The sequence below is a fragment of the Nocardia altamirensis NBRC 108246 genome (assembly GCF_001612685.1).
GTDB classification, from domain to species: domain Bacteria; phylum Actinomycetota; class Actinomycetes; order Mycobacteriales; family Mycobacteriaceae; genus Nocardia; species Nocardia altamirensis.
The window spans coordinates 19,159-34,940 of record NZ_BDAY01000010.1 but is presented as its reverse complement, the minus strand read 5'-3'; the positions used below and the strand labels follow the sequence as shown (position 1 = coordinate 34,940).

General features: G+C 67.3%; 12 protein-coding genes. 5 read left to right on the top strand and 7 right to left on the bottom strand.

Annotated features, from left to right (window positions below):
- Positions 1-6: 6 nt before the first annotated feature.
- From NA11_RS06370 to NA11_RS06355, 4 genes are all read left to right on the top strand, one after another.
- Positions 7-1,611, top strand: coding sequence for an acyl-CoA synthetase (locus NA11_RS06370; RefSeq protein WP_069160827.1), 1,605 nt, complete (start codon positions 7-9; stop codon positions 1,609-1,611).
- Positions 1,612-1,720: 109 nt separating this feature from the next.
- The gene (locus NA11_RS06365) at positions 1,721-3,307 is read left to right on the top strand and encodes a succinic semialdehyde dehydrogenase (protein ID WP_069160826.1); all 1,587 of its coding nucleotides are present in this window, start codon (positions 1,721-1,723) and stop codon (positions 3,305-3,307) included.
- 51 nt (positions 3,308-3,358) lie between these two features.
- A complete protein-coding gene (locus NA11_RS06360; protein ID WP_069160825.1) occupies positions 3,359-4,585 on the top strand; it encodes a cytochrome P450 in 1,227 nt (408 codons plus the stop codon).
- Complete coding sequence (locus NA11_RS06355) at positions 4,582-5,067, top strand: glutathione peroxidase (RefSeq protein WP_069160824.1); 486 nt, start codon at positions 4,582-4,584, stop codon at positions 5,065-5,067. The genes NA11_RS06360 and NA11_RS06355 overlap by 4 nt, the downstream gene beginning before the upstream one ends.
- Positions 5,068-5,138: 71 nt before the next feature.
- Here NA11_RS06355 and cyp51 read toward each other — a convergent pair whose 3' ends face one another.
- From cyp51 to NA11_RS06340, 3 genes are all read right to left on the bottom strand, one after another.
- Complete coding sequence (gene cyp51 / locus NA11_RS06350) at positions 5,139-6,488, bottom strand: lanosterol 14-alpha demethylase (RefSeq protein WP_069160984.1); 1,350 nt, start codon at positions 6,486-6,488, stop codon at positions 5,139-5,141.
- A gap of 160 nt (positions 6,489-6,648) precedes the next feature.
- Positions 6,649-7,845 carry an FAD-dependent monooxygenase gene (locus NA11_RS06345; RefSeq protein ID WP_069160823.1) on the bottom strand — a complete coding sequence of 399 codons (1,197 nt, stop codon included), beginning with the start codon at positions 7,843-7,845 and terminating at the stop codon, positions 6,649-6,651.
- The gene (locus NA11_RS06340) at positions 7,842-9,236 is read right to left on the bottom strand and encodes an MFS transporter (protein WP_069160822.1); all 1,395 of its coding nucleotides are present in this window, start codon (positions 9,234-9,236) and stop codon (positions 7,842-7,844) included. The genes NA11_RS06345 and NA11_RS06340 overlap by 4 nt, the downstream gene beginning before the upstream one ends.
- Before the next feature lie 142 nt (positions 9,237-9,378).
- Here NA11_RS06340 and NA11_RS06335 point away from each other — a divergent pair, with 142 nt between their 5' ends.
- Entirely contained in the window at positions 9,379-10,008 is a 630-nt protein-coding gene (locus NA11_RS06335; protein WP_069160821.1) for a TetR/AcrR family transcriptional regulator, read from the top strand.
- A gap of 6 nt (positions 10,009-10,014) precedes the next feature.
- On the opposite strand, the gene NA11_RS06330 is transcribed toward NA11_RS06335, so the two are convergent.
- The 4 genes from NA11_RS06330 to NA11_RS06315 all read right to left on the bottom strand — a co-directional run bounded on the left by NA11_RS06330 (position 10,015) and on the right by NA11_RS06315 (position 15,728).
- Entirely contained in the window at positions 10,015-11,517 is a 1,503-nt protein-coding gene (locus NA11_RS06330; RefSeq protein ID WP_245745754.1) for a dolichyl-phosphate-mannose--protein mannosyltransferase, read from the bottom strand.
- Positions 11,518-11,644: 127 nt separating this feature from the next.
- A complete protein-coding gene (locus NA11_RS06325) occupies positions 11,645-13,009 on the bottom strand; it encodes an NtaA/DmoA family FMN-dependent monooxygenase (RefSeq protein WP_069160819.1) in 1,365 nt (454 codons plus the stop codon).
- A gap of 13 nt (positions 13,010-13,022) precedes the next feature.
- Positions 13,023-14,072, bottom strand: a complete 1,050-nt coding sequence (locus NA11_RS06320) for an LLM class flavin-dependent oxidoreductase (protein WP_069160818.1) — start codon at positions 14,070-14,072, stop codon at positions 13,023-13,025.
- A 207-nt stretch (positions 14,073-14,279) separates the two neighbouring features.
- A complete protein-coding gene (locus tag NA11_RS06315; protein WP_245745745.1) occupies positions 14,280-15,728 on the bottom strand; it encodes an MFS transporter in 1,449 nt (482 codons plus the stop codon).
- Between the last annotated feature and the right edge of the window lie 54 nt (positions 15,729-15,782).

Here is a 15,782-nt window from a genome sequence, read left to right as displayed (position 1 = left end):
ATTACCATGGCCCGCAATTTCGCCGACCTGTTCGAGCATGCTGTCGACGCGATGCCCGACCGGGTCGCGCTGCTCGAAGGTGACCGCAGCCTGACCTTCGCCGAGGTCGACGCGCGGGCTAATCAATTGGCCGCGCATCTGAGCGATGTCGGCATCCGTGCGGGCGCGCACATCGGATTCCAGATGCACAACGGCATCGAAACCGTGGAAACGTTGCTGGCCTGCTTCAAGACTCGCGCCGTGCCGATCAACATCAATTATCGCTACGGCGTCGAAGAGCTGCGCTATGTCTACGGCAACGCCGACCTGGCCGCTCTCGTCTACCACGCGACCTATGCGGCGGCCGTGCACGAAGCCGCCGCTTCCGTGCCCTCGGTGCACCACCGGATCGTGGTGGACGACGACACGGCGCACACCGAACCACCGGTCGACGCCGTGCATTACGAGGACGCCGTCGCCGCGGGCGCGCCCGAACGCCGCAGCACCGAACGCAGCGCCGACGACCTGTTCATGATGTACACCGGCGGCACCACCGGCATGCCGAAGGGCGTCATGTGGCGCCAGGAGGACATGTGGCGAGTGCTCGGCGGCGGCATCGACTTCTACACCGGTGAACCGGTCGCCGACGAATACCAGCAGTCCAGGGTCGGCGCGCAGGGGGCGCAGGTCACCTGGTTCGTGCTGCCGCCGCTGATTCACGCGGCCGCCATGATGCCGACGTTCACCGCGCTGTGGTCGGGCAACGCGGTGCTGTTCGAGCCGCGCTTCGATCCGGATCGGGTGTGGCAGGCGGTGGCACGGCATGGACCGCAGGTCATGGTCATCACCGGCGACGCGATGGCGCGGCCGCTGCTCGCGGCCTATCGCGCTGCGCCGGTCGACGCGTCCGGATTGTTCGCCATCGGCTCCGGCGCGGCATTGCTGTCGCAGTCGGTGAAGAACGAACTGCTGGAACTGTTTCCGTCGCTGGTGATCACCGATTCGATCGGTTCGTCCGAAACCGGCTTCGGCGGCATCGGTTTCGCGCAGAAGGACGACAATCCCGGCCGCGGGCCGCGGGTGCAGACCGGGCGCGGCTCGCTCGTCGTCGACGACGAGGGACGTCGCGTCGAACCGGGCGAGGAGGGCTGGCTGGCCAAGACCGGCTCGGTGCCGATCGGCTATTACAAGGACCCGGCCAAGACCGAGCGGCTGTTCAAGACGGTCGACGGCGTGCGGATGGTGGTCACCGACGATCGGGCCAAGGTCGAGACGGACGGGTCGGTCACCCTGCTCGGCCGCGGCAACATGGTGATCAACACCGGCGGCGAGAAGGTCTTCGTCGAAGAGGTGGAGGGTGTGCTGAAGGCGCACGACGGGATCTACGACGCGGTGGTGGTCGGCGTGCCGCACGAGCGGTGGGGTCGGCAGGTTGCGGCCGTGGTCTCGGTCTCGGCCCCGCTCGACGGCGCCGCGCTCGACCGCCATGTGCGCGCGCATCTGGCCGGTTACAAAGTGCCGAAACAGGTCTGGCTGACCGACGCGGTCAGCAGGGCGCCAAGCGGCAAGCCGGATTACCGCTGGGCCAAGGAGTATGTGGCGAACCGGCCGCCGGACTATCAGGCGGAGTGACCATGGACCTTCGCGAATCCGCACGCCAATCAATGAGAACGTGTTCTAATTCGAAGGCAATGTCCGGCCCGATACCTGCGGCGATTCCGCACGTGATGGAGAAGTCTCGATGAGTACCGACACCACGCAGAGCCCGACCATGCCCGGCCGGATCACCGACGCCGTGCTCGAGCGGCTGACCGGCCTGGTCGCCGCCGACGGCACCGCGGCGCCGTACGCGATGACGGAGGTCTACACCGGCTCGGTCGTCGGCCAGTTGCCCCAGTCGACGCCGGAGGACGTGCGCGCCGCCGCCGTGACCGCCCGTGCGGCCCAACGGGAATGGGCCGCGCAGCCGCTGCGGAGCAGGCTGCGGGTGTTCGAGCGGATGCACGAGTCGATCCTCGCCGAGATCGAAACCATCGCCGATCTCATCCAGATCGGCTGCGGCAAGACCCGCCGGATGGCCGTCGAGGAATCCTGCGACGTGCCGATGGTCATCAGTCACTACCTGAAAACCGCACGCCGCGTGCTGCGTCCGACGCGACGCGGCGGCCCGCTGCCGATCCTGACCACCTCGACCGAGGAGCACCGGCCCAAGGGTCTGGTCGCGGTCATCGCGCCGTGGAACTTCCCGTTCGCCATCGCGCTCTCCGACGCCATGCCCGCGTTGATGGCGGGCAACGGCGTAATCCTGAAGCCGGACAACAAGACCGCGCTGTGTGTGCTCTACGGCGTCGAGCTGCTGCACCGGGCGGGTCTGCCGCGCGGGCTGGTCCAGGTGGTCTGCGGCGAGGGGCCCGACATCGGGCCGAGCCTGATCGACGCGGTGGACTTCGTGATGTTCACCGGCTCGACCGCCACCGGCCGAGTGGTCGGCGCACAGGCCGGGGGCAACCTGATCGGCTGCAGCCTCGAGCTCGGCGGCAAGAATCCGATGATCGTGCTCGACGACGCCAACCTCGACGAGGTGATCCCCGGCGCGGCGTTCTCGGTGTTCGCCAACTCGGGCCAGGCGTGCATGCACATCGAGCGGATCTACGTGCACCGCAGCCGATATGACGAGTTCGTGCGCCGATTGGTCGGCGCAGCAGACGCATTGAACGCAGGCATCGGCGCGGCCTACGACTATCGTCCCGAATTCGGTTCGCTGGTCTCGGTGCAGCACCGGGACCGGGTAGCGGCGCATGTCGACGATGCCCGCGCCAAAGGGGCGACAGTGTTGACCGGCGGCAAGGCGCGCCCGGACATCGGCCCGGCGTTCTACGAGGCGACCGTGCTCACCGGCGTCACGCCGGAAATGACGCACGCGCGGCTGGAAACCTTCGGCCCGGTGGTGAGCGTGTACCCGTTCGACGACGACGCCGAGGCCATTCGGCTCGCCAACGACACCGACTACGGCTTGAACGCGAGCGTGTGGAGCCGAGACCTGGCCCGCGCCGGACGGATCGGCGCGCAACTCCAAGCGGGCAACATCAACATCAACGACGGTTTCGTGGCGACCTACGCCGCCAAGGGCACGCCGTCCGGCGGGGTGAAGCAGTCGGGGGTCGGGACGCGGCACGGCGATCAGGGCCTGCTCAAGTACACCGACACGGTGAACGTCGGTGTCCTCAAGCGGCAGGTGCTCGCCGCCCGCGCAGGCCAGCCGTACGAGAAACAACTGAAGACGACGCTGCTGTCCTTGCGGCTGATGCGTCGAACAAGGCTGCGCTGACGCGCAAGGCTGCGCCGGACGGCGCGGTTCGCAGTACCCGAGGAGGTTGCCGTGGTGGCACCGTCGTTGCCTGCCGGATTCGATTTCACCGATCCCGCGCTGTGGGAATCGCGAAGGCCGGTCGAAGAATTCGCGATGCTCCGCAGGACCGCACCGGTCTGGTGGAATCCGCAGCTGGACGAATATTCGGGTGGCTACCGGGACGGCGGCTACTGGGTGGTGAGCACCCTCGCCGACGTCAAGGAGATCTCCCGCAATGCGGAACTGTTCTCCTCCGAACAAAAGGGCAGCATCATCCGGCCCGCCGATGCCACAACGCCGGAACAGCAGGCAGCCTCCAGCGTGCTGCTCGTCAATATGGACCCGCCGAAACACACGAAGTTCCGGCGCATCATCACCAAGGGATTCACGCCGCGTGCCATCGAAGGATTGCGCACCGCATTGACCGAGCGGGCGCATGCCATTGTGCACGAGGCGAAGAAAACGGGCGGCGGCGACTTCGTCGAACAGGTGGCCTGCGAACTCCCGCTGCAGGCGATCGCGGAACTCATCGGCATCCCACAGCAGGACCGGCGCAAGCTGTTCGACTGGTCGAATCAGATGCTCAGCTATGACGACCCGGATTACGGTGATCCCGCGGTCGCGTCGGCTGAAATCCTCAGCTATGCCTGGAACCTGGCCGAAGAGCGCCGCGGCCGGCCTGCGGGCGATATCGTGTCCGAGCTGGTGCACGCCGATGTCGACGGCGAATCCCTCGGCTCCGACGAATTCGGCTTCTTCGTCATCCTGCTTTCGGTGGCAGGCAACGAAACCACACGCAATGCCATTACGCACGGAATGAAGGCATTCGTGGACAATCCGGAACAGTGGGAGCTCTACCAGCAGCGGCGCCCGCGCACCGCCCCCGACGAAATCGTCAGGTGGGCAACACCGGTGACCGCCTTTCAGCGCACGGCGACCCGCGACACCGAACTCGGCGGACAACGGATCCGGCGCGGCGATCGGCTCGGGCTGTTCTACGGTTCGGCCAACTTCGACGAGTCGGCGTTCACCGATCCGTTCACCTTCGACGTGCTCCGCGATCCCAATCCGCATGTCGGTTTCGGCGGCACCGGCGCGCACTTCTGTGTGGGCGCCAACCTGGCCAGACTGGAAATCGACCTCATGTTCAACGCCATCGCCGACGCCATGCCCAAGATCACCCAGGTCGCCGATCCGGTACGGTTGCGATCGGGGTGGATCAACGGAATCAAGAATTGGCAGGTCCGATACGAATGAATCTTCGAGACGTACCGCTAGAGACGCTGAGCGGCAAACCGGCGACGCTGTCCGAGCTGGTCGGCGACAATGTGGTGCTGCTGGTCAACGTGGCATCGAAATGCGGGCTGACGCCCCAGTACACCGGGCTGGTCGAACTGCAGAAGTCCCTCGGGCCGCGCGGTTTCAGCGTGGTCGGGGTGCCGTGCAACCAGTTCATGGGTCAGGAGCCCGGCACGGCCGAGGAGATCCAGGAATTCTGCTCGACCACCTACGGGGTCGACTTTCCGCTGCTGGCCAAGGCCGACGTCAAGGGCGACGATCAGCATCCGCTGTATGCGGCGCTGGTCGAGACCGCCGATGCCGACGGCGCGGCGGGTGAGGTGCAGTGGAACTTCGAGAAGTTCCTGATCGGCCGGGACGGCACGGTGGCAGGGCGGTTCCGGCCGACCGTGACCCCGGACGCGCCCGCGCTCGTCACCGCGGTGGAATCGCTGCTCTGAGGGCAATAGTCGAGGCCCGTCCGCGTCATCAGCGCGGACGGGCCTCGAATCATGTTCGGGGGAGCGGTGCTTCAGCGGCGCCTGCGGTAGCGCACCGTGCAGGGTTGCATCAACTGCACCACCATCTTGCTGTGGTCGTTGCGGTAGCTCGATGCGGGCTGTGCCATTTCGAACTCCCAATCCCGCAGCAGCACCGAGAAGATCGCCTTCAGCTGCATCAGCGCGAAGGCCGCGCCGACACAGCGATGCCTGCCGGCGCCGAACGGAATCCAGGTCCATCGGTTGACGATGTCCTCCTGCTTCGGATCCAAATAGCGTCCGGGATCGAACATCTCGGGATCCGGGAAGTCCTCGGCGATCCGGTTGGACACAGCAGGCGTCGCCGCCACTAGATCGCCGGGCGTGATGCGGTGCCCGCACACCGCGAAATCGCCGCGAGCCACCCGCATCAGCACGATCAGCGGCGGATGTAGTCGCAGGGTCTCCTTGACCACCGCCTCCAGTTGCGGGATCTGGCGCAGCGCACCGAAACTGATGTCGGAGCCGTCGGCGTAGAGCTCATCGAGTTCGGCGACCACCTCTCGAAGCCGGTCCGGGTGGCGCAGCAGTTCGATTACCGTCCATGCCGCGGTCCCCGAAGTGGTGTGATGCCCCGCGAACATCATCGAAATGAACATGCCGGTGATTTCGCTGGCACTGAACCGCGGCTCACCTCTGTCATCCCTGATCGAGATCAGCACATCGAGCATGTCCCGGTCATCTTTGCCCGCAGGCGGATTCGCCGATCGCCGATCCATGATCCCCTGCACCAGTTCGACCAGCTCCGCCCGCGCGGCATCCCGGCGCCGGAAACTCTCGATCGGCGCGTACGGATCCACGTACGCCAGCGCGTCGGTCCCGCGCTCCAGATCGTGATAGAGCCGGGCGAAGCGGTCGTCGAGTTCGTCGCGGAACTTGACCCCGATCAGGCAGGCCGACGAGGTGTAAATCGTCAGCTCCGCAAAGAAATCCAGCAGATCGATCTCGCCCGCGTCGCCCCAGCGCGCCAGCATCCGATCCACTTCACGCCCGATCGTCTCCGCGTGCCCGCGCATCTGCTCGCCCCGCAGCGCCTGGTTGTGCAGCATCTCCTTGCGCCGCTCCGGCGGTGCGTCGAAGACGACGCCTTCGCCGAAGATCGGCTTCATGAACGGATAGGCCGCGCCCTGATCGAGGTCGTCATCGCCTGCCCGAAAGAAGAACTCATTCGCCTCGGCCCCCGACAGCAGAATCACCTGGCGCCCAGCCAACTCGAAGGCCCCGACATTCCCGCACTCCGCCCGCACCCTGCGCATCAATCCGATGGGATCACTGCGGAACTCCTCGAGATGCCCATGTTCATGCTGCCCACCCGAAACCCGTTGCGGAGTAACCAGAGTCATCGAGAGACCTCCCGGGATCACGGTCCAGAACACACATGGACACTTGTCTGGACAGTACTACGGTGCAGGGGCTCGAACAAGCCTTCGTAGCGGCACCGGCGGGGCCGATTTGGACCCCGGCTGGAACCCGTCGCAGACACATCGCTTCGGTCGTGAACTGTCATGACATTGCGGCGAACTCAGGCAGCGAAAGAGCCGAGTGGGCGGGTCGTGGTGTCGTCGGAGGCGCGGTGACGAGGTCGCGCAGCATGGCGTTGCGGCGCTCCAGGGCCTGCGCGGTGGTGGGGAACAGCGTTGCCTCACCGTTGTCGACGAGCGCTTGGTTCATGGCAACGAACCCTCGCGTGCTCTGCTCGTAGGCGGCGAATGCGGCGGCGTAGTCTTGGTGCGTGGCAAGGGCATTGGCGAGCATATAAGCCCCGGACAGCGCGAGGCTGGTGCCCTGCCCGGTCAGGAACGAAGGTGCGTATGCGGCGTCGCCGACCAATGCGACCCGCCCGCTCGACCAGCCGGGCATGCGAATCTGGCCGACCAGGTCGAAGAACAGATCATCCGCAGCACGCATGGCGTCGACAATGCTGGGCACCTCCCACCCCGCATCGGTGAAAGCGGCCGCGACCAAATCGCGCTGTGCGTCAGGGTTTCGGAGAACATCGAACGGCGGTTCCGGTCGGTGAAAGTTCAGGAACGCATGTACTTCGTCGGGCTGGCCGGTGGCATAGAGGGCCACAGCCTTGCCCGGGGCGTTCCACAGCGTGAGCTCGCGCGAGAGGCCGAAGATGTTGGGCATGGTGAACAGGGCGAAGCAGTAGCCGAGGTAGCGATGGAACTGCTGTTCCGGCCCGAATAGCAGTTCCCTGGTGCGCGAATGCATACCGTCGGCACCGAAGACCAGGTCGAACGTGCGCTGTTGCCCGTTCCGGAAGGCAACGTCGATCCCGTGTCCGGACTGATCGAGGGTGTCGATGGAATCGTTGAACAGGATCTCGACGTCGTCGCGGATCGCGGTGTGGAGGGCCGAGGTCAGATCCCCTCGGCTCACCTCGAGATCCTGTCCCTCGACGCTCCCGGCCACGGCATACGGGTGGAGCGAAACCACCTCGGTGCCTTCGGCATCGAGGAAGGTGAACCGTCGCGAGTCGATGTGCGCGTCCCGCAGTCGGGGCAGTATGCCCATCCGCCGCACGACCTCTATCGCGGTGCCGCGCACGTCGATGGGGTAGCCACCGCCGCGTGGCGCGGTCGCCTTCTCCACGAGCGTGACCGCGAATCCGGACCGGTGCAGCCAGTACACCAGCGCGGGTCCGGCGATACTGGCTCCGGAGATCAGCACGGTGCGCTTCGAGGTAGCCGTCATGCCTCGATTCCCTTCTTGGTGACACGAACAACGAACAGGGAAAGCGCGGCAACGAGGCCGGCAACGAGAAAGCCTGTGGCGAAGGCGGATTCGGTCGGTTGGTGCGTCATCGGGTCGGCTCCCGCGGCCAGGATCGCGCCGCCGACCTGGACGCCGATGGCGATGCCGAGCACACGGGTCACCACAAGAAGGCTCGTGGCAATACCGGTGTCTTCGGCCGCGACGGCGGTGGCGGTGCCTGCGAGCAAGGCCGTGGTGCCGACGCCGGCGGCGAATGCGACCAGCACCTTCGCGAGAACGAGCTGCCATGCCGCGGTGTGCACCGCCGCCAGGGCGAGCAGCGTGGCCGCCGTGACGACCGCACCGACGATGACGACGGCACGCGGACCGAACCGCCGCGCCGCGATCCCGCCGACCGAATCGCTCAGCGCGCCAACGATGGCGCCTGGCAGCAGAAGCAGCCCGATGTCGGTGGTGTCCGCGCCGAAGCCGTGTCCGTCGGCCGACGCCGCGAACAGCTGCGGGAGGAGAAAGACCACCATCCCGAAACTGGCGGTGATGACGAAGGTGAGCACGAACGCATTCCGCATGGCAGGCAGTGCCAGCATGCGGAGATCGACCATCGGCGCGGCCGCCCGGCGCTCGACGGCGACCCATCCGGTGGCGAGGGCTGCCACGAGCATCGCAATGGCGCCGACCGCGAGTGGCGGCAGGCTGCCGCCGGTCACCGACACCAGCCCGATCATCAACGCGAGCAACGTGGCGCTCAGCAGAATCACGCCGGGCCAGTCGATGCTGCTGTCCGATCGGATCGGCGGATCCTGCGGCAGCAACTGAGCGACGACCACCGTCGTCGCGATGATCGCGATCGTCGGCAGCGCGAACATCCACTGCCACGACAGCGCAGCCGCGATCGGCCCGGCAATCGCCGTTCCCACCATGCCGCCGCCGGTGAACAACGCGACGACCACGCCGATCGCCACCTGTGACGCTCCGGCGGAGAGGTGCTTGCGCACCAGGATGAAGGAGAGGGGCAGCACGCCGACCATGGCGCCCTGCAGCACCTGACCGAGCAACAACACCGGAAAGTTCGGGGCCGTGCCTGCCAACAGGCCGCCGGCCGAGACCACCGCCATCAGCCAGATCAGGACCCGCTTTCCGCCGTAGCGGTCGCCGAGTTTGCCGACGACGGGTGTGAGCACCGCGCCGGTGATGAGGACCGTGTTGCCGACCAATGCGCCTTCGGCAGGACTCACCCCCAGTTCGCGTTGTAGGAGCGGGAGCGCAGGCTCCACCACCGACTGCAGGCTGCCAAGCGCAAGCGCCAGGGTGCCGAGCGCACCTATCGCGAGTTTGCCGATGGGAACCGGCGAAGTCAGTGTTCTGGACATGGGCGTTGTGGACATAGGCGTCCTCTTCATCGTGAGCAGGGGGCGATTCTCGATGTGCGCCAGGCTCTTTCGGGAGCCGGAGGACGCCTCGACCGCAGTCACTACACTACACCGTGCAGTGTAGTTCTGCTACGATCCGTGCATGCCAGACGCGAAGACGCTGCGTGCGGGGTCAACCCAGAAGCGGGCGGCCATCCTGTCGGCGGCCCGAGAGTTGTTCGTAGCCGATGGTTTCGACCGAACAAGCGTCGACGCGGTCGCCGCCCGTGCCGGGGTGTCCAAGCGGACGGTCTACGACTACTTCGGCGACAAGCAGACCCTGTTGCACGCAGTGTTCGACGGGGTCGGCCAGTCACTGCTCGACACGATCCGGCGCACCCTCGACGAGACGCTCGACGGTCTGACCGACGCCGCCGAGCTGGAGCCCGCCCTGGTCACGTTCTCGATGCAGATCGCTGCCGACATGCTCGACTCGGCGGAATACACCACGCTGCAACGACTTGTCCGGACCGGATCCGATCACCTGCCACACCGCGACGACCACGCGTTGACCGACGCGCCCGAGGAGGCGATGGGCGAACGGTTCGCCGCCCTCGCCCGTGCCGGGCTGCTCGATGTCCCCGATGCGCGACTCGCTGCCGACCACTTCATCGCGCTGACCTTCGGGGTCGCCCTCGGCAGATTCGGTTCCGCCAACGCCGTGAAGGACGCCAGGATCAAGCCGCTCATCGTCGCAGGCGTGCGGGCGTTTCTGCGGGCCTACCGGGCGTGAGAGCGCTCAGCGCCAGCTGGGGAGCCAGAGTTCGGCGTGCCAGGTGGACATCGTGATCGGGATGGCGGTGAGGATCGGGTAGATCCAGGCGAAGTTGGCGATGACCACCCCGAGGTAGAGGCAGACCAGGAGCAGTCCGGTCCCGCGCCGTTCGGAGGAATCGACTGTGCGGCCGAGGAATTGGCCCAAGATCAGGGCGAGCAGCATGGCGAGGAAGGGAGCCATGGCGGTCGCGTAGAAGAAGTACATCTGGCGGTCCAAGGCGGCGAACCAGGGTAGCCACGCCGCGCCGTATCCGGTGAGAACCGCGGCGTAGCGCCAATCCCTGGCCGTGACGCTGCGCCACAGCCCCCAGGCGAGGGCGGGAACGGCGAGCCACCAGATCGCGGGGGTGCCGAGCAGCATGATCGCGCGCACGCAGGTCGATTGCCCGCAGCCGGTGGTGCGTTCGGGGTCGGTGAGGTGATAGAGCATGGGACGCAGGCCCATCGGCCACGTCCACGGCTTGGACTCCCACGGATGGTGGTTGCCCGCCGAATTGGTCAGGTGGGTATGGAAATTCAGGATCCTGCTGTGGTTGAACCACAGTGAGCGCAAGGCATCGGGAAGGAACGAAAAGGGTCCGTCCGACCCGACCTCGACACCGACGGCGTAGCGGTTGATGCCGGTTTCGCTCGCGTACCAGTTGGCGTAGGACGCCAGATACACGATGGTCGGGATCAGCACCAGCGCGTACGCCGCGGGGAGCACGTCACGCACCATGGTGCCGAGGAACGGCCGAGGCACCCCGTACCTGCGGCGCGCGGCGGCATCGAAGGCGACCGAAAGCACGCCGAAGAAGACGACGAAATAGATCCCCGACCACTTGGTCGCGCACGCGAGCCCGACCAGCACGCCCGCGCCGAATCGCCACCACCGCACGCCCAATCGGGGGCCGAACCAGGTCGTCGCGATGCGTCCTTCGCGAGCGGCGTTCGCCATTCGCGCCCGCACGTCGTCACGGTCGACGATCAGACATCCGAAGGCCGCGGTGACGAACAGCGCCAGGAAGATGTCGAGCATGCCGATGCGCGCGGACACGAAGCTCACACCGTCGGCGATCACCAGGATCCCCGCGATCGCACCGATCAACGTCGAGCGGGCCATCCTGCGCACGATCCGGACGACGAGCAGCACCAGGACCGTGCCCGCGACGGCCGCCGAGAACCGCCACCCCAGCGGCGTGAAGCCGAACATCGCCTCGCCGACCGCGATCAGCAGTTTGCCGAGCGGTGGGTGCACGACCACCGGATACGCGGCGTTGTCCTCGATGCCGATCCCGTTGGACAGCATCTCCCACGCCTGCAAGGCGTAGTACTTCTCGTCGAAGACAGGCGTGCCCCCGTCGGTCACCGAACCCAGCCCGCCGAACCGCGTCAGCGCGGCGATCAGGGTCAGGAAGATCGACACCCACCAGCCGCGCGCGGTGTCGGTCGGCCCGGCGTTGTGATCGGGCCACAGCACCGCCACGCTGACCGACGGTTTCGACTCCGACCGCACACCCCCCAACCCGACCACGCCACCACCTTATGCAAGGTTGCACCGCGCGCAAGTCGCACGACCGACATTGCTGCGGCCGCAGCCGGTGAACCTCGAATCAGCTTCGGCGCGTGAGGGGCTCGCGGAGCCCGAGGTGCGCGCGGAGGGTGGTGCCGGTGTACTCGGTGCGGTAGACGCCGCGTTCCTGGAGTTCGGGGACCAGCCAGTCGACGATCTCGTCGAGGCCGCCGGGCACGAGGTAGGGCGAGATGTTGAACCCGTCCACGGCGCCGTGCCGCACCCAGCGGGCCAGCTCGTCGGCCACCTGGGCGGGGGTGCCCGCGAACCCGGACCGCTCGGTGGTCGCGATGACGACCTCGCGCAGCGACAGGTTCTCGGCCTCGGCGCGGGCTCGCCATGCGCGGGCGATGCTCTGCGGGTCCTGGCCGTGGCGCGGTGAACCACGCGTCTCGGAGATCGGCTTGGCTTCCGGATCCTCCTTCGGCAGTGGGCCGTCCGGGTCGAGATGGGACAGGTCGCGGCCCCACACCTGACCGGCGAGCGACAGCGCGGTCTGGCCGGTGTACTGGCCGTCCTTGACCCAGCGCACCTTCTCCTCGACCTCGGATTCCTTCTCCGCCAACACGATCTGGGTGCCGGGCAGGATCTTGATGTCGTCGTCGGGTCGGCCCGCGGCACGCAGGCGGGCGCGGATGTCGTCGGCGAAGGCCAGCGCGTCGTCGAAATGTGTTCCGTGCCTGGAGAAGATGACGTCGGCGTGCGCGGCCGCGAAGTCGCGGCCGGTGGGGGAGTCGCCCGCCTGGAAGATCACGGGGTGGCCCTGCGGGCTGCGTGGCAGGGTGGGGGTGATGGCCACGTCGAAGTGCGCGTTCGATCGTTCGACCGGGCGCACCGCGTCCTCGGTCGCCCACGACGGGCTCTGTTGCGAGGTGGCGATGGCGCCGTCGCGCCACGAATCCCAGATTGCCCGGGCGGTGGCCAGGAACTCGCCTGCCCGCTCGTAGCGCAGCGCATGATCGAGATAGCCACCGCGCCGGAAGTTTTCACCGGTCCAGGCGTTGTCGGTGGTGACGGCGTTCCAGCCGGCGCGACCGCCGGAGAGCAGGTCGAGCCCGCTGAGACGGCGGGCGAGATCGGCAGGCTCGTTGTAGGTGGTGTTCTGGGTGGCGACCAAGCCGATGTGCCGGGTGATGCCCGCCAGTGCGGCGAGCTGGGCAATCGCGTCGGGCCTGCCCGCGATGTCCTGTTCGAGGATCTTGCCGTCCTGTTCGCGCAGCCGCAGTCCCTCACCGAGGAAGAACGCGTCGAACAGCCCACGCTCGGCGGTCTGCACGATGCGGCGGAAGGTCTCGAAGTCGATCTGCGAGCCGCTGGCCGGGTCGGACCAGATGGTGGTGTGGTTGACGCCCTGGAAAAACACGCCGAAATGCACGTGGGCATCCGGCCGCTCGGGGACTGTCATCGTGGTGCTCCTGTCAGTGCGTCGCGGCGTAGCGGTTGGCGGGGCGGGTGAGGCCGAGGTTCGCGCGGAGCGTCGAGCCCGGCACCGGGCGCTGGGCGACGCCGGCGCGCAGCAATGCGGGCAGCACCTCGCGGGCGAGGACGGGCAGGTCCTCGTCGATGACCGCTGGGTGCAGCCGGACTCCGTCGAGGTGCGCGCTGAGGTGGGTCAGGAGGTCGACCAGTGCCGACGCGGAACCGGAGAAGGCAAGCCGGGCCGGGGAATTGGAAGGTGCGGCACCGAAACGTTCAGCGGCGGTCGCGCCAGGGGTATCGAGCGTGACATCGATTTCGGCGAAAGCCAGCGGAGCCCCGACGGATCGGGCCCGCTCCGCCTGCTCGATGGCGGCGGCGATCGAGTCGGCCGCGACGAGCCGGACGTCGACACCGCCGTCCGCGCCGAACACCACCGGCTGGCCCTGCGGCGGACGCGGCACGATGGCTGGCCCCTTCACGGAGAACTTATCGCCACGAAAGTCGATGTAGTGCAGCTTGTTCCGATCCAGGAAACGTCCGTTGGGGTAGTCGCGGATCACCGCGTCGTCCTCCCATGAGTCCCACAGGCGGCGGGCCACCTCCAGCGAATCGCGCTGTTCCCTGGTGAGTTCGACCGCGCCGGTGACGGGTTCGCGTCCCCAGGCGGCCGCCGCGCGCGGGTCATCGATGCGTTCGGCGATCCATCCGGCCCGGCCGCGTGACGTGTAATCCAACGTCGCGATCTGCGACGAGGTGTGGAACGGTTCGGCGTAGGTGGTGGCGACCGTCGGAACGAGGCCGATGGTGCTTGTCGTCGCCGCGACGAACGAGGCCCTGGTCACCGCGTCGATCCGGCCCGCAACCTGTTCCGGCGGCAGGATCGAGTCGGCGAAGGTGACCAGCGTGAACCCCGCGTTCTCCGCGGCCGCGACCCTGGTGCGCAGCGTGTCGCCGGTGAGCAGCCGGTCCGGCGCGTGCGCGGCGCGTCGCCAGGCCTCGGGGTGGAAGCCTTCGCCGTCGAGTTCGATACCGAGCGCGAAAACGCCCATCCGACACCTTCTTCCGTGCTGCGATCGAGACCTGTTCGCCTGACTGACTTTTGGGCACCTCGCTGTGCGAACTGTCGAAGCAGTCCTCCTCGAGCATGCTGGGCATTGCGGCGCGGCGCGATGGTTTGCGTCGACGTGATTCGAAGCCCGGAATGCACGAATCCCGAGCCCGCGCAGTGCGCGGACTCGGGATCGAAGGACGAACCGCTAGCGTGCGGCGCGGACCGACAGCGCCGCGGCGACCAGAAGGGTCACGCCTTCCGCGATGCCGGTGACGCCGAGCGCGTTGGCCGCCGACAGCGTCGTGGCGCCTGCCAGCCCGAGGAACAGCGCCCCGAACGCGGCGATCCCGACCACGATGCCGAGCTGCACGTTGGTCACCATGATGCCGCTGGCATCCGCGGCAAGCTGGATCGGCACCTTCGCCAATGTCCGGGTCATCAGCGGACTGAACGCGAGTCCGTTGCCGACACCGCAGGCGCCGAGGAGCACCAGCACCAGCGGCCCGACGTCGGCGCCATCGCGCAGCAGCGCGCCTGCCGCAGCCATGCTCGCGGCGCCGAGCACCAACCCGAGCGGAATCATGCTGGGGTGCCACCGATTCGGAATGCGCTCCCAGTTGAGGCTGGCGATCGCGAACATCGTGCCCATCGGGAGGAAGACCAGTCCCGCATGGATGGCGCTGTAACCGAGCGTGCTCTGCAGGTGGATGGCCATCACGAACATCCAGCCGCCGAATGTCGACATGGTCACGAACAGCGTCGCGGCCGCGAGCAGCAGCCCCGGCGCCGCGAGCACCCGGTGCGAGAACAAGGGTTCACCCGCGCGTGCCGCCACCGCCCGCTCGATCAACACGAACGCCGTGAACGCAACCACGCAGGCGCCCAACGAGATCCATGACCACAGCGGCCAACTCATCTCGCGGCCGAGCACCAGCGGCAGGACCAGCGTCAGCACTGCCACGGTCAGTACGGTGAGCCCGGCCAGGTCGAGCTTGCGATCGAAACGCTGGGTCGCCTGCGGCAGGATGCGTGGCGCAAGCACCAGCAGCACCAGTCCGATCGGCACGTTCACCAGGAACACCCCGCGCCAGCTGCTGCCCCACAGATCGGCGTTGACGATGAGCCCGCCGAACACCTGGCCCGCGACCATGCCACCGGACAGGATCGCGGAGTACACGCTGAGCGCCTTGGCGCGCGCGTTGCCGGTGAAGTTCCGCTGGATCAGCGTCATGACCTGCGGCACCATCGCGGCTGCTCCGACGCCCTGGGCAAACCGAAACACGATGAGCGACACTTCATTCCACGCCAGCCCGCAGGCCAGCGAGGCGACGGTGAAGAGCGCGAGCCCGGCGATGAACATCCGCCGCTGGGTGAATCGGTCGCCGAGCCGGGCGCCGGTGACCAGCAGGACGGCGTAGGCGATGACATAACCGGCGACGATCAGCTGCAAGCCCGCGCCGGAGGTGTGCAAGGACTGGCGAATGGACGGAATCGCGACATTGACAATGGAGGCATCGAGGACCGACATGAATTGTCCGGTCAGGATGACTACGAGAATGGCCAGCGTGCGCCGCGCACCGTACGCGGCGGGTGGAGCTGCCGGTGGCGTGGCGACCGTCGGGGCGGCCGAATCCGGCGACAAGATCTGCGTCATGGAGTTGATGATGCGTGCACCGCGACACCGGTAACAGGAGCCCATTAAAACTGG

Coding starts and splice junctions, on each gene's coding strand:
- NA11_RS06365 (WP_069160826.1), top strand. CDS start 1,721: ATGAGTACCGACACCACGCAGAGCCCGACCATGCCCGGCCGGATCACC.
- NA11_RS06355 (WP_069160824.1), top strand. CDS start 4,582: ATGAATCTTCGAGACGTACCGCTAGAGACGCTGAGCGGCAAACCGGCG.
- NA11_RS06370 (WP_069160827.1), top strand. CDS start 7: ATGGCCCGCAATTTCGCCGACCTGTTCGAGCATGCTGTCGACGCGATG.
- cyp51 (WP_069160984.1), bottom strand. CDS start 6,488: ATGACTCTGGTTACTCCGCAACGGGTTTCGGGTGGGCAGCATGAACAT.
- NA11_RS06340 (WP_069160822.1), bottom strand. CDS start 9,236: ATGTCCAGAACACTGACTTCGCCGGTTCCCATCGGCAAACTCGCGATA.
- NA11_RS06315 (WP_245745745.1), bottom strand. CDS start 15,728: ATGACGCAGATCTTGTCGCCGGATTCGGCCGCCCCGACGGTCGCCACG.
- NA11_RS06320 (WP_069160818.1), bottom strand. CDS start 14,072: ATGGGCGTTTTCGCGCTCGGTATCGAACTCGACGGCGAAGGCTTCCAC.
- NA11_RS06325 (WP_069160819.1), bottom strand. CDS start 13,009: ATGACAGTCCCCGAGCGGCCGGATGCCCACGTGCATTTCGGCGTGTTT.
- NA11_RS06335 (WP_069160821.1), top strand. CDS start 9,379: ATGCCAGACGCGAAGACGCTGCGTGCGGGGTCAACCCAGAAGCGGGCG.
- NA11_RS06345 (WP_069160823.1), bottom strand. CDS start 7,845: ATGACGGCTACCTCGAAGCGCACCGTGCTGATCTCCGGAGCCAGTATC.